This window comes from Ruegeria sp. N10 (assembly GCF_056531545.1).
In genome coordinates this window covers 1-13,558 of the sequence record NZ_JBQFLY010000023.1, presented here as the reverse complement: position 1 = coordinate 13,558, position 13,558 = coordinate 1, and the positions used below count along the sequence as shown (strand labels likewise).

General features: G+C 58.9%; 14 protein-coding genes. 10 read left to right on the top strand and 4 right to left on the bottom strand.

Annotated features, from left to right (window positions below; genetic code table 11):
• Positions 1-4 precede the first annotated feature (4 nt).
• Genes ACR0JI_RS19810 through ACR0JI_RS19800 form a run of 3 tightly spaced genes read left to right on the top strand, consistent with a single transcriptional unit; the run spans position 5 to position 2,486 of the window.
• Positions 5-1,078 (top strand): ABC transporter permease, encoded by a 1,074-nt coding sequence (locus tag ACR0JI_RS19810; protein ID WP_480489245.1) that lies wholly within the window; start codon positions 5-7, stop codon positions 1,076-1,078.
• On the top strand, positions 1,078-1,854 hold the full coding sequence (locus ACR0JI_RS19805) for an ATP-binding cassette domain-containing protein (RefSeq protein WP_480496177.1): 777 nt from the start codon (positions 1,078-1,080) through the stop codon (positions 1,852-1,854). Before ACR0JI_RS19810 ends, ACR0JI_RS19805 begins: the two co-directional genes overlap by 1 nt.
• Complete coding sequence (locus ACR0JI_RS19800; RefSeq protein ID WP_480477473.1) at positions 1,851-2,486, top strand: nucleoside/nucleotide kinase family protein; 636 nt, start codon at positions 1,851-1,853, stop codon at positions 2,484-2,486. Before ACR0JI_RS19805 ends, ACR0JI_RS19800 begins: the two co-directional genes overlap by 4 nt.
• Positions 2,487-2,526: 40 nt before the next feature.
• Here ACR0JI_RS19800 and ACR0JI_RS19795 read toward each other — a convergent pair whose 3' ends face one another.
• Together ACR0JI_RS19795 and ACR0JI_RS19790 are read right to left on the bottom strand one after the other, a co-directional pair.
• Positions 2,527-3,237, bottom strand: a complete 711-nt coding sequence (locus ACR0JI_RS19795; RefSeq protein WP_480477475.1) for an aspartate/glutamate racemase family protein — start codon at positions 3,235-3,237, stop codon at positions 2,527-2,529.
• Positions 3,234-3,938, bottom strand: a complete 705-nt coding sequence (locus ACR0JI_RS19790; protein ID WP_480477477.1) for a GntR family transcriptional regulator — start codon at positions 3,936-3,938, stop codon at positions 3,234-3,236. The genes ACR0JI_RS19795 and ACR0JI_RS19790 overlap by 4 nt, the downstream gene beginning before the upstream one ends.
• A gap of 111 nt (positions 3,939-4,049) precedes the next feature.
• Between ACR0JI_RS19790 and ACR0JI_RS19785 the strand changes: the two genes are divergently transcribed.
• Positions 4,050-5,744 (top strand): thiamine pyrophosphate-binding protein, encoded by a 1,695-nt coding sequence (locus tag ACR0JI_RS19785; protein WP_480496175.1) that lies wholly within the window; start codon positions 4,050-4,052, stop codon positions 5,742-5,744.
• Here the strand turns inward: ACR0JI_RS19785 and ACR0JI_RS19780 are convergent.
• Positions 5,705-6,625, bottom strand: coding sequence for a LysR family transcriptional regulator (locus ACR0JI_RS19780; protein ID WP_480477481.1), 921 nt, complete (start codon positions 6,623-6,625; stop codon positions 5,705-5,707). The genes ACR0JI_RS19785 and ACR0JI_RS19780 overlap by 40 nt on opposite strands.
• A 97-nt stretch (positions 6,626-6,722) precedes the next feature.
• On the opposite strand from ACR0JI_RS19780, the gene ACR0JI_RS19775 reads away from it, so the two are divergent.
• From ACR0JI_RS19775 to ACR0JI_RS19750, 6 genes are all read left to right on the top strand, one after another.
• Positions 6,723-7,856 carry an enolase C-terminal domain-like protein gene (locus ACR0JI_RS19775; RefSeq protein WP_480477483.1) on the top strand — a complete coding sequence of 378 codons (1,134 nt, stop codon included), beginning with the start codon at positions 6,723-6,725 and terminating at the stop codon, positions 7,854-7,856.
• On the top strand, positions 7,853-9,103 hold the full coding sequence (locus ACR0JI_RS19770) for an NAD(P)/FAD-dependent oxidoreductase (protein ID WP_480496173.1): 1,251 nt from the start codon (positions 7,853-7,855) through the stop codon (positions 9,101-9,103). The genes ACR0JI_RS19775 and ACR0JI_RS19770 overlap by 4 nt, the downstream gene beginning before the upstream one ends.
• 54 nt (positions 9,104-9,157) lie before the next feature.
• Positions 9,158-10,135 carry a TRAP transporter substrate-binding protein gene (locus ACR0JI_RS19765; RefSeq protein ID WP_480496171.1) on the top strand — a complete coding sequence of 326 codons (978 nt, stop codon included), beginning with the start codon at positions 9,158-9,160 and terminating at the stop codon, positions 10,133-10,135.
• Positions 10,136-10,205: 70 nt separating this feature from the next.
• Positions 10,206-10,739, top strand: coding sequence for a TRAP transporter small permease (locus tag ACR0JI_RS19760; protein ID WP_480477489.1), 534 nt, complete (start codon positions 10,206-10,208; stop codon positions 10,737-10,739).
• 4 nt (positions 10,740-10,743) lie between these two features.
• Positions 10,744-12,057, top strand: coding sequence for a TRAP transporter large permease (locus ACR0JI_RS19755; RefSeq protein ID WP_480477491.1), 1,314 nt, complete (start codon positions 10,744-10,746; stop codon positions 12,055-12,057).
• 7 nt (positions 12,058-12,064) lie between these two features.
• Positions 12,065-12,997 (top strand): hypothetical protein, encoded by a 933-nt coding sequence (locus ACR0JI_RS19750; protein ID WP_480496169.1) that lies wholly within the window; start codon positions 12,065-12,067, stop codon positions 12,995-12,997.
• 32 nt (positions 12,998-13,029) lie between these two features.
• On the opposite strand, the gene ACR0JI_RS19745 is transcribed toward ACR0JI_RS19750, so the two are convergent.
• Positions 13,030-13,392, bottom strand: a complete 363-nt coding sequence (locus tag ACR0JI_RS19745; protein ID WP_480496167.1) for a cupin domain-containing protein — start codon at positions 13,390-13,392, stop codon at positions 13,030-13,032.
• Positions 13,393-13,558 lie beyond the last annotated feature (166 nt).

Here is a 13,558-nt window from a genome sequence, read left to right as displayed (position 1 = left end):
TTCCATGTCCGATTCTTCACGACAAGCCGACGATTTCGAAACCGCCGCAAAGGGCAGCCCAGAGCAAGTTGCCGAATTTGACGATCACCAACGCGGATTTGTCGGAACGGTTCAGCATTTTCTGCATGTGAACCCGTCGCTGGTCCCGCTGATCGTCCTTGTCGCTGCAATCGTCATCTTTGGTGTCTTGCTGGGCCCCAAGTTCTTTTCGCCCTTTGCGCTGACATTGATCCTGCAACAGGTTCAGATCGTCGGGATCGTGGCCGCGGCGCAGAGCCTTGTGATCCTGACCGCAGGCATCGACCTGAGTGTTGGGGCCATCATGGTGATGTCGTCGGTTGTGATGGGGCAATTCACTTTCCGCTATGGAATGCCGCCTTCGGTTGCGATTGTGTGCGGCCTTGCTGTTGGCTCGGCAATCGGGGCCTTGAACGGGTTTCTGGTCAGTCGCATCAAGCTGCCGCCTTTCATCGTCACCCTTGGCATGTGGCAGATCGTTCTTGCGGCGAATTTTCTTTATTCACAAAACGAAACGATCCGGTCGCAGGAGATCGAGGAACACGCCGCCATCCTGCAACTGTTTGGTGCCAAGTTTAACCTGGGCGGGGCGGTGTTTACCGTTGGTGTTGTCTTCATGCTGGCGCTGATCCTCGTCCTTGCATACGCGTTGCGGCACACGGCCTGGGGCAGGCATGTCTATGCCGTCGGGGATGACCCCGAAGCGGCAGAACTGTCTGGTGTCAACGTGCACCGCACGCTGATATCCGTGTACATGCTGTCCGGGCTGATCTGCGCCTTTGCGGGCTGGGCCCTGATTGGCCGGATCGGGTCGGTTTCGCCAACCTCGGGCCAGCTGGCCAATATCGAAAGCATCACGGCGGTCGTGATCGGAGGGATATCGCTGTTTGGCGGTCGCGGGTCTATTCTGGGGTCCCTGTTCGGTGCCCTGATCGTGGGTGTCTTTACGCTTGGGCTGCGGTTGCTGGGCGCAGATGCACAATGGACGTTCCTGCTGATCGGCATCCTTATCATCGCAGCGGTCGCGGTCGACCAGTGGATCAGAAAGGTAGCAGCCTGATGGAACCCATTCTCAAAGGACGGAACCTTGTGAAACGCTACGGCAAGGTGACTGCGCTGGATCACTGCGATTTTGACCTGATGCCGGGTGAGATTCTGGCAGTGATCGGCGACAATGGCGCGGGTAAGTCGACGCTGATCAAGGCAGTGTCCGGCGCAGTGACGCCAGACGAAGGCGATGTTTGGCTGGAAGGTCAAAAGGTGAATTTCCATTCCCCGATCGACGCGCGTGAAGCCGGTATTGAAACCGTGTACCAGACGCTTGCCATGTCCCCTGCCCTGTCGATCGCGGACAACATGTTCATGGGGCGGGAAATTCGGCGCAAAGGACCGCTCGGGTCGTGGTTTCGCATGCTTGACCGTCCGGCGATGGAAAAATTCGCCCGCGAAAAGCTGAGCGAACTGGGTCTGATGACGATCCAGAATATCAATCAGGCGGTCGAAACCCTGTCGGGTGGACAACGCCAGGGCGTTGCAGTGGCACGTGCGGCGGCGTTCGGGTCCAAGGTCATCATTCTGGACGAACCGACAGCAGCACTGGGCGTCAAAGAAAGCCGCAGGGTCCTTGAACTGATCCAGGATGTGAAATCGCGTGGCATCCCAATCATCCTGATCAGCCACAACATGCCTCATGTTTTTGAAGTCGCAGACCGAATTCACGTGCACCGGCTGGGAAAACGCCTGTGTGTGATTGACCCCAAAGACTATTCGATGTCCGACGCCGTGGCGTTTATGACCGGGGCCAAGGACGCACCGCCCGAGGATCAGGCCGCATGACCGGTGGCGGCACCGCCCCTGACGTTCTGGCCGACCGTATCGTCGACGCCGTTGAGGCGCTGCCGCCGGCCCGGCACCGGCAACTTGTTGCGATTGCCGGGCCACCCGGATCCGGGAAAAGCACCGTTGCCAGCCTTGCCACGGCCGAACTGAACCGGCGCGGCGTGTCAGCAGGGCTTGTGCCAATGGACGGTTTTCACTTTGACAACGCGATCCTGAAGGAACGCGGGCTTTTCCCCCGCAAGGGCGCGCCTGAAACCTTCGATCTTGCCGGGTTTCATGCCTTGCTTGTGCGTTTGCGCACCGAAGATGAAGTTGCAATTCCGGGCTTCGACCGAAAGCTTGATCTGGCAATCGCTGCCCGATCAATGATCTCTCCTAATCAGCGGGTCGTTCTGGTTGAAGGCAATTACCTTTTGCTGGATGAACCGGGCTGGGTGGGCCTTCATCCCCTATGGGCGCTCAAGGTGTTTCTGGGCGTCGATCTGGCAACACTGGAATCCCGGCTCACCGACCGTTGGGTTGGGTTTGGGCTGGACAAACAGGCCGCAAGAGAGCGGGCGCTTTCAAACGACATTCCGAATGCCGAGCGGGTGATCCGGAACTCGGTACAAGGCGACCTGAACCTGTGACGGATGAGGGCGGGTCTGGCAGCCCGCCCGTGTCACCAGTCTAGTAGGTGGGCGGCACAAGACCGGCCTGAAACCACTTCACGAAAGATACGATAGAAAACACGGGCAGCCCTGTGGCCCGCTGAATATCGGGCGCGTAGGGGCACATATTCGTGCATTCCAGCACGATCGCGCCAAGATCGGGGTGTTCCGATGTCAGGGCCATGGCGGCTTCTACATTGTCTTTGCGGGCCTTTTCCACATCAAGGCCAAGCTCATTTCCAAGGATCGCGCGGGTGAACTCCGCCCCGCCTTCGGTTGTGCCGATGGGTGTGTCCAATGGAACATTGGCGGCCAGCAAATGGTCTTGGGTCAGAGTAGAGGCTGATATGGTCAGAACCCCGGCGCGTTTTCCCGCTGGCAGGATGCGGTTGACCATTTCAACCTGCATCAAGGACGATGTGGCCACCGGAACAGGCACAGCCTGGGCCAGTTCTTTTTGGAACAGGGACAGAAACCCGCAATTGGTGGTAATCCCGTCGACACCATCTTTGACAAGCTCCTGCGCCGCGTTGATGAACACGTCGAGCATGCCTTCGGCTTTGCGCCGGACCACCCGATCCGGCGAGGCATCGCGCACAATGCGGTAGTGAACCGGAAAGGGCCAGGTCTGCGCGTTGCCCATATCGCCGGGAATGCGGGGAAAGCGGGCATCCAGCATCAGAATGCCGACAGACGCGCCGTAGATGGATTTTCCGCCCTGCGCGATCATCCCTCAACCTCCTCGATGATACGGGTCGAAATATCGTCCGACCCTTCCATGTAGATGTTCGAAATCCCGTGACGCACGGCATCCTGCACCTGATCCATACGTTTGGAGATATGGGCAGCCAGAACCCGTGCCGCCTCATCCGCGTTCCGGTCCATCAAAGCCTGCATGACGCGTTTGTGTTCGTCCTTTGAGCGTTGCACGCGGTCCAGGCTCATGGAAATCCAACGGATATAGCGGATACGGTCGTTGATCCGCGTCAGGGTTTGCAACAGTTCCATATTCCCCGACAGCTTCGCGATACCCAAATGAAACGCCTCATCCCGGTTGACGGCTTCTTCGACAGTCAGACCGGTGATGTCGATGCCCGTTGCGTAAAGCTCGTCCCGCAGCAATTGCAGGTCGTGGTCCGATGCCTTGGCACAGGCCGCACGCGCCGCCGCTGTTTCGATGATCTGGCGCAGTTCGAACAGGTCGAACACGCTTTGCGCGTCCAGTGGGCGGCAGAAAAAGCCTTGTCCGGGGCGGAAGTCGAAAAGCCGTTCGGCGACCAGACGGTTCAACGCCTCGCGCAGCGGGGTGCGGCTGACGCCCAGATCCCTGGACAACGCCACTTCGTTCAGGCGGTCGCCGGGGCGCAGGCGAAACGAAACCGCCATCGCCTTGACCTGATCATAGATATCATCGACGCGCGGACCCGCCATTACCCCTGCCCTACTTCGTTTGAATCACAGGTGCCACACGCTGAGCTTGAAATCAATATACAAAACTGTATACAGAACTGAGTACAGTTTTGACACAAGGGACTCGCGACCATGACAGGGACAAATTTTCTGACCGGAGCCGAAGCCATGGTGCGTATGCTCGAAGCGCATGGTGTGACGCATATGTTTGGCCTGTGCGGCGATACCACTTTACCCTTTTATGATGCCCTTGCCCGGATGGATCACGGCATTCAGCACATCCTGACACGGGACGAGAGGCACGCGGCCTATATGGCGGATGGCTATGCCCGCGTCACCGGCAAGCCCGGCGTGTGCGAGGGCCCGTCCGGCGGTGGTGCGACCTATATCTTGCCCGGAGTGGTCGAGGCCAACGAAAGCTCGGTTCCGATTCTGGCGATCACGTCGGATGTGGCAACAACCAGCCGCGGCAAATACCCTTTGACCGAACTGGATCAGCCTGCGCTGTTCCGGCCTCTGGCCAAATGGAACACATCCCTCGACGACGCCGCGCGGCTTCCGGCCATGGTTCGGGCCGCCTTCAGGGCGATGACGACCGGCACGCCCGGTGCGACGCATCTGGCGCTGCCGTTTGACACGCAGAAGGGGCAGGTAGACGAGGCTGAAATCTGGGCGGATGACAGGCACCGCAGCTATCCCGCTGAACGGGCCGCACCTGACCCGGACGCCATCGAAGCAGCGGCTGCCATTCTTGCAGGGGCCAAATCCGCGGTTGCGGTCTGTGGTGGCGGGCCGGTTTTGTCCCGGGCGACCGATGCGCTGCGCCGGGTTGCAGGCCTGCTGGACATGCCCGTGGCCACAACCGTGTCGGGTCAGGGGTCCATTGCCGAGACCGACCCGCTTGCCCTGGGTGTTGTCGGGTCGAACGGGGGTATCCCGGCAACCCGCGCCGTCGTGGATCAGGCCGATGTCGTTTTGTTCATTGGCTGCCGCGCCGGTTCGGTCACAACGGAACGGTGGAGAAGCCCCGGACGCAACACCACGATCATCCATATCGACAGCGATCCGATGGTGATCGGCGCCAATTACCAGACCGAAGTGGCGATCTGCGCCGATGCCCGTCTGGCGCTGGAGGCTTTGGCGCAAGCACTGGAAGACCGGCAGGGCCTGACCAGCCAAGGCGGAACAGCCAAGGCCCGCGCCGCATGGGAGGCCAAGATGGCCGCGTTCGCCCCCCTGGCCGCAAGTCGCGAGACACCGATCCGGCCCGAGGCCGTCATGGCGTCCCTGATGGACATTCTGGATGACGACGCGATTGTCGTCGCCGACCCCGGCACCCCCTGCCCCTATTTCAGCGCATATTACCGCTGGCGGAAACCGGGGCGCCATTTCATCACCAACCGGGCACATGGGGCGCTGGGGTATTCGCTGGGCGCGGCCATGGGGGCACATGTCGGGCGGCCATCGGTTAAAACCCTGTCGGTCATGGGCGATGGCTCGTTCGGGTTCACCTGCGGCGAGTTTGAAACGATGGTCCGGCACAATATGCCAATCACTTCGATCGTCTTCTCGAACTCAGTCTTCGGATGGATCAAGGCTGGCCAGAAAGCGGGATTTGGTCAGCGCTATTACAATGTTGATTTCAACCGGACAGACCACGCCGCTGTTGCGGCCGCCTTTGGCGTCAAATCCTGGACCGTCAAAGACCCCGAGGATCTGCCGCGCGTGCTGAAACAGGCGATTGAGCATGACGGCCCAACACTTGTCGACATTCACTCACAGCCGCTTCACGAAGCGGCCGCGCCGGTCTCGGAATGGGTCGCGTAAGCGGCAATTGACGGGGTCAACTGGGCCAGAAATTCCTGGGCAATCGTGGACAAAGGGCGGCCCTTGGCCGTGATGATCGCGAGATCCAGCATGACTGGCGGCGCAAATGGGCGGGTCTGATACCCGCTCTCGTCGTCAAAGGTCACAGTAAAGGGGTCGATCATCGCGACCCCCATACCCTGTTTTACAAAGCTCAGCAGGTTTTCGGACAGATGGGTGTGTATCTGGGTACGCCATGTGTGGCCGGATGCCTGAAAGATGTCGCGAGTCCGGCGATGGGTCTGGTGTTCCGGCCCCATCACGATGAAGGGTTCGTTTTCCAAAATCTCTGGCGTCAGTACGTCGTGCTCGGCCAAGGGACTGCCCTCAGGAAAAGTCGCGAGCGTTTCAAACTGAAACTCCTGATAGTTCAGTGTGTCATGCAGAATGGGCATCTCGACGATACCGATTTCAAACAGGCCCGAGATGACCCATTCCTGAATCTTGGACGAATATTGCGACTGAAAGCTGACAGACAGGTTCGGACGCGTTTTGGCAAAACATGCGATCTCGCGGGGCATGAAGCCAAAGGACAACAGGTGAGGCGCGGCAACCTGCAATTGACCGGGATGTTTGTTCTGCAAATCGGTTACGGCCTGCGCCACGTGGTCCAGCCCGCGCACGACCGTGTCGACCTCGCGAAATAGCATCTCGGCCTCAGGGGTTGGCAGCAATCGGCCTTTGGTCCGTTCGAACAGAGGCAGACGAGCCTCGCGCTCGAGCTGTGCCAGAAGGTTGCTGATGCCGGGTTGCGATATCCCAAGAACCGAGGCCGCGCCGGTCACGGTTCCGGTTTCCATGATGGCATGAAAGGCCTGAAGCTGGCGAAAGCGTAGGGACAACGATTGCTACATCACTTTTTCTGATGAACTTACGAAAATATAGTATTTGAAATGATAGCCCGGTCAAGGCAGGCTTTCCCCATCGACAGGGGGTGAAATGAGCAATCTGGCACAGAAAATCATCGGCTATGACCTGTGGCACCTTGAACTGCCGGTCACATCCCGCCGGGATCACGGCATCGGATCGGTTGAAGGCGTTTGCGAAGTCGTCATCCTGCGCCTGACATCCGAGGATGGCACGCAGGGGTATGGCGAGGCGTCGCCCTGGTCGGTATTCACCGGAACACCCGAAGCGAGTTTTGCGGCACTGGACCGTTATCTGCGCCCTCACGTTCTTGGGGCATGCGTTGGGGATCGGGCCGCCATCATGGCGCGTGCGGCTTATGCCGTGGCACATTGCACCGAAGCCAAGGCGGCGCTGGAAACCGCACTGTTGGATCTGGCAGGCCGGATCAGCGGTGTTCCGGTCTGGTCCTTGCTGGGTGGTCGCTTCCGCGACAGCATTCCGCTGAGTTGTTCCATCGCAAATCCCGACTTTGCCCAGGACGTCGATCTGTTGGCGCGCCTGCGTGAGGATGGTGTTCGGATTGTCAAACTCAAGACCGGGTTCAAGGATCACGCCTTCGACATCATGCGGCTGGAGTATCTTGCCCAGAACTACCCGGAGTTCTCGGTCCGCGTGGACTATAATCAAGGGCTCAGCATTGATGATGCGCCATCGCAGGTGCGGGACGTCGCTCAGTTCAAACCGGACTTCATTGAACAACCTGTCCGCGCCCATCAGTATGGCATGATGGCAAAGCTGCGGCAGATGACAGATGTTCCCCTTCTGGCCGACGAAAGCGTCTTTGGCCCCGAAGATATGGAGCGCGCAGCTCGCGAAGGGATCTGCGACGGAGTTTCAGTGAAGATCATGAAGTCAGGCGGCCTGACCCGCGGGCAGACGGTTGCGCGCATCGCTGCGGCCCATGGCCTGACGGCCTATGGTGGTGACATGTTCGAGGCTGGACTGGCCCACTTGGCGGGCACGCACATGATTGCCGCGACACCGGAAATCTCTCTGGGCTGCGAATTCTATCAGGCGTCCTATTTCCTGAAAGAGGACATTCTGGAGCAGCCATTTCAGGTAAAGGACGGTCAGGTATGCGTGCCTCAGGACCCCGGACTTGGCGGCAGACCTGACCTGACCAAACTGAATCATTATGCGGTTGCCAAGGCGGTGACAGAATGACGGACAAGAAAACCATAGCCATCATAGGGGCCGGAATTGTCGGCGTGTCGACTGCGGTCTGGTTGCAGCGGGATGGTCACGCCGTGATCCTGATCGACAAGGCAGGCCCTGCCGAAGGTACCTCGCACGGCAATGGCGGGGTTTTGGCCTCGTGTTCGATCGTTCCGGTCACCGTTCCCGGATTGCTGGGCAAAGCGCCGAAGATGCTGCTCAGCCCCTCGCAACCCTTGTTCCTGAAATGGGGATATTTACCAAAACTTCTTCCGTGGCTTTGGAAATACCTCCGTCACGCCAACGCCGCCGACGTCGAGAGGATCGCCGCAGCACTGTCGTCCATCGTTGGCGACAGTCTGAATGACCACAAGGCGCTGGCGGCCGGAACGGGGGCGGAGAAGTGGCTGGTTCCGTCAGATTACCTTTTTCTTTACAGGGATCGCGCACATTTTGAGGAAGATGCCTTTGGCTGGGATATCCGGCGCCGGAACGGGTTTCAGTGGGACGAATTGGAAGGTCACGCCTTCCATGAATATGACCCGGTTTACAGTCAGGGCATCGGGTTTGCCGCCCGGCTTTCGGATCATGGCCACATCACCGACCCCGGCCGGTACGTGAAAGACCTTGCCGCGCATGTTGAGGTGAACGGAGGTCGTTTCATACGTGCAAACGTCGAAGACGTAGTTCGGAAAAACGGGCATGTCACAGGTGTTCGGGCCGGTGGCGAGACCATTGCTTGTGACGCGGCCGTTGTCACGGCCGGGATCTGGTCGGGCCCCTTGGCAAAGCGCTTGGGAGTTTCTGTTCCTCTTGAAAGCGAACGTGGTTATCATCTTGAATTGGTAAAGCCTTCCGCGATGCCGCGTAGCCCGGTTATGGTTGTCTCGGGCAAGTTCGTTGCGACACCGATGGATGGGCGCATACGCTTGGCGGGCATTGTCGAGTTCGGAGGGCTGGATGCGCCGCCCTCGCGCGCGCCGTTCGAGTTGATGCGCAAAAATGCCCGGGCGGCGTTCCCGGGCGTGACATGGAAGGAGGAAGTGGAATGGATGGGGCACAGGCCCGCCCCGGCTGACTCGATCCCGGTTATTGGCGAAGTGCCCGGTATCAAAGGGGCCTATATGGGCTTCGGGCATCACCATATCGGCCTGACAGGCGGGCCAAAAACCGGGCGCCTTCTGGCGCAGATGATTGCGGGCAGAACGCCAAATGTCGACATGAGCGTCTACGCGCCGTCACGATACGCGAAATAATGAACAAACCGGTGAAGAACGCCGGTGTTTCCAAATTCAACAGGGAGAAGAATGATGAAGAAATTGACGAACCTTCTGGCGGCAACTGCGCTGACCGCCGCCGCCGCGGCACCCGCCATGGCCGAAAAATGGGACATGCCGATGGCCTATGCGGCCTCAAACTTCCACTCGGCCACGGGCGCGGAATTTGCCAAATGCGTCACCACCGGCACCGGCGGCGAGATTGAAATCGTCACGCACCCGTCCGGCTCGCTGTTCAAGGGCGGCGACATCAAACGCGCAATCCAGACAGGGCAGGCCCCGATTGGTGAGCGGTTGTTGTCCGGGCATCAGAACGAAAACGCATTGTTCGGGTTTGATTCCATCCCGTTTCTTGCGACCTCATTCGACGACAGCGCAAAGCTTTGGGAAGCGGCCAAACCTTCGATCGAAAACCTGCTGGCCGAGCAAAACCTGACGCTGCTTTATGCGGTACCGTGGCCTCCGCAAGGTCTGTATTTCAAAAATGAGGTAAACTCGGTCGCCGAGATGAAGGGCATCAAGTTCCGCTCGTACAACAACGCCACTTCACGGCTGGCCGAGTTGACCGGGATGCTGCCGGTTACCATCGAAGCGGCTGAAATCAGTCAGGCTTTTGCAACGGGCGTGGCGGATTCGATGATATCGTCGGGTTCGACCGGGTATGACCGCAAGGTTTGGGAAAGCCTGAACTATTTCTACGAGGTCGACGCCTGGCTGCCGCGCAACTACGTGATGGTCAATTCCGACGTCTGGTCTGGTGTATCCGATGCCAACAAGAACGTCATCAAAGGCTGTGCTGAGCTGGCGGAATATGCCGGGAACTGGCGTGCCAAGGAATACACCGGCTTTACCTTGCAAGGCCTGCGGGATGGCGGCATGACCGTTGGCCCGGCATCGGATCAGATGGTGAAGGAATTGAAAGAAATCGGTGTGACCATGACCAATGAATGGCTGGAGGCCGCCGGGGACCAAGGCAAGGCCATCGTCGACGCGTTCCACGCGTCTCAGTGATCCTTACCGGACGGGCGGCGGCATATCCTGCCGCCCGTTTCAAATCCAATCAGAACACAGCGGGGACGGCATGGCAGTTTTGCGAGGGCTTCGGTCCGTATTGGATTTCATTTATCTGGCAGCAGGGGTTCTGGCGGCGATCAGCCTGATTGCCATATTGCTGCTGATCGTGGTGCAGATGCTGGCCCGCTGGACCGGCGAAGTGTTTCCCGGCGCACCGGACTATGCCGGTTATGCGATGGCTGCCGCCTCTTTTCTGGCGTTTGCCAACGCGCTGAACCGGGGCAGCCACATCCGTGTATCGATCCTGCTGAACGCAGTGCCGGACGGGGTTCGGCGCATTCTTGAAGTCTGGTGCTTTGGAATCGCTACCGCCGTCATGTGGTATTTCTGCTGGTATGCCTATCGCTTTGTCTACTGGAGCTGGAAGTTCAACGATGTCAGTCAAGGACAGGATAGAACCGCCCTTTGGATCCCTCAATCCGCGATGCTGATCGGTGCCGTGATCCTTGCCATCGCCCTGACGGATCACCTGATCCACGTCCTGTTCCGCGGTGAACATCGCATCGTCCGCGATCTGGCCGATCAGAGCCACGGAGAGTAAACGCATGGAAAACCTGGCTGTTATCATCCTCTTCCTCTTTGTGCTTTTTACCTTGTTGGGCACCGGTGTGTGGGTCGGACTGGCCCTGATGGGTGTCGCCTGGGTCGGGATGGAGCTGTTCACGACACGCCCCGTGGGCGATGTCATGATAACGACCATCTGGTCGGCATCGTCCTCGTGGACCCTGACCGCCCTGCCGATGTTCATCTGGATGGGCGAGATCCTGTACCGAACGCGATTGTCCGAGGACATGTTCAAGGGGTTGTCGCCCTGGATGGCCCCCCTGCCCGGTGGTCTGGTGCATACGAATATCGTTGGATGTACTGTCTTTGCCGCTGTCTCGGGGTCGTCGGCGGCAACCCTGACGACCGTCGGAAAAATGTCGATCCCCGAGTTGCGCAAGCGCAATTACCCCGAGCGGATGATCATCGGAACATTGACCGGTGCCGCAACATTGGGGCTTATGATCCCACCCTCTCTGACTTTGATCGTATACGGGGTGACGATCAATGAATCGATCACCAAGCTGTTCTTCGCCGGTATCCTCCCCGGCCTTGTTCTTGCGGCGATGTTCATGGGATATGTCGCGCTGTATTCCAAGCTGGGTAAGGACTGGAACCCAAACGACGAAAGCAAGCTGAGCTTTTCTGAGAAAGTCAAAAACTCACGCTTTCTGCTGCCTGTGATCCTGCTGATCACCGTTGTCATCGGATCGATGTATCTGGGCTATGCTACCGCGACCGAAGCCGCCGCTTTCGGCGTGATTGGCGGGCTTTTGCTGGCCGCCGGTCAAGGGTCGCTGACCTGGAAGACCTTTACCGAAAGCCTGATGGGGGCCACGCGCACCAGTGCGATGATCGCCCTGATCCTTGCGGGGGCGGCCTTTTTGTCGCTGTCGATGGGGTTCACCGGCCTGCCGCGCGGACTGGCCGACCTGATCGCCGGATGGGACCTGACACGGTTCGAGCTGTTGATGGTATTGCTGGTATTCTACATCATTCTGGGATGCTTTCTGGACGGGATATCCTCGGTCGTGTTGACGATGGCCGTGGTTGAACCGATGATCCGTGACGCCGGGATCGACCTTATCTGGTTCGGCATCTTCATCGTGGTTGTTGTCGAGATGGCACAGATCACACCACCGATCGGATTCAACCTGTTCGTGATGCAGGGCATGACAAACCACGAGATGAGCTATATCGCGCGTGCAGCGATCCCGATGTTCCTGATCATGGTATTGATGGTTTTCATCCTCATCTGGTTCCCGGATCTGGCGACCTGGCTGCCGGAAAATCTGCGCCAAGGCCCGGGTGGGTAGAACAGCCTTGAACCCGTTACATCTGGCGGCGCGTCATGGCCCTCATGTACTGATCGCCGGGCTGGCGGCTGGCCTTCTGCTGCCGTCCCTGGCCGAGCCGATGCGAAACCTGCTGCCGCCACTGGTCGTGTTGTTGCTGTTCGTCACAGTCCTCAGGATGAACCCTGAAACCATTCTCGGGTCGCTGAGTGATCTGCAGAAGGTTGCATTCACAGTCATCGGGTTTCAATTCGTGATGCCGCTGATCGTGCTGGCCATCGGGTTTGCGGGAGGATGGACTGGAACGCCTGTCCTTTTGTCCCTGCTGATCATGGCCTCGGCCCCGTCCATTTCAGGCAGTCCCAATATGTGCCTGATGATGGGCCATCCGCCTGAACACGCGATGCGGCTGATGGTAGTGGGTACAGCCCTGTTGCCGCTGACCGCGTTGCCCGTATTTCTGCTCATGCCCGAACTGGGGGATATTCAATCTGTCTTGCAGGCCGGGTTGCAATTGCTGCTGACCATCGTACTTGCAACCGGGGCTGCCATTATCACCCGGCGCACAGTTCTGCGCGCACCCTCACCCGCGACGCTGCTGAATTTGGAAGGGCTGGGAACACTTACCTTGGCTGTGTTTGTCATCGGGCTGATGCCTTCGGTCAGTGCCACGGCCCTGAACAATCCCGCCATTGCGGCCTTCTGGATCGCGCTCGCCTGTCTGGCCAATTTCGGGGCACAAGCCGTTGCATTTCACCTGAGCCGAAACCGGCTGCCCGCAGACAAATCTACCGCGATATCGATCATCGCGGGAAACCGGAACATCGCCATTTTCTTTGTTGCCCTGCCACCTGATGTCACCGCCCCGATCATGGCATTCATCGGCGCGTATCAGATCCCGATGTACCTGACGCCCATGATCATGCGACGCCTTTACCGCAAGAACCACCTTCCCGCGTAACGGCTTCTGCGCTTCAGATCACCTAGTGGGTCTTAGGTGCAATCCCGGATCACAAAGTGCTTCGTCGTTTCCTCGATGACTTCCCAATAGCCGCGAAACCCATTCGGGATCAGAAAACTCGCCCCGTCGCGAAAATCCTGACGGGTGCCGTCTTCGTGGATCAAAGCGCAATGGCCTTTGACAATATAGCAATATTCGTCCTTGTCCGTGAACGCATGCCATTTTCCGGGCGTCGAGGTCCATGTGCCCGCAGACAACTTGCCGTCCGGACTGGTAAAATGCACCCCGATCTGGTGATGCGGATCGCCTTCGACAACGCGGTCCGGAAGATCGGCCAGGCGCCGTTCGCTGCGTGTTGCGGGCGCACCGAAGAGATTGAGGACCTGGGGTGTCATGACATCATACCTTCCTGCTGAGCGTGTGTTTCAAAGCAGCACGACCCTCTCTGATGCGCGTTGAGGGCTCCTTTGGTGATGCGGGGGTCGTTGCCTTCGCTGAGGGCGATTATGGGACGGGTGGCCGGAGCGTTTTGCCGCAACAGCTCGACGGGTGTCAGGGTCA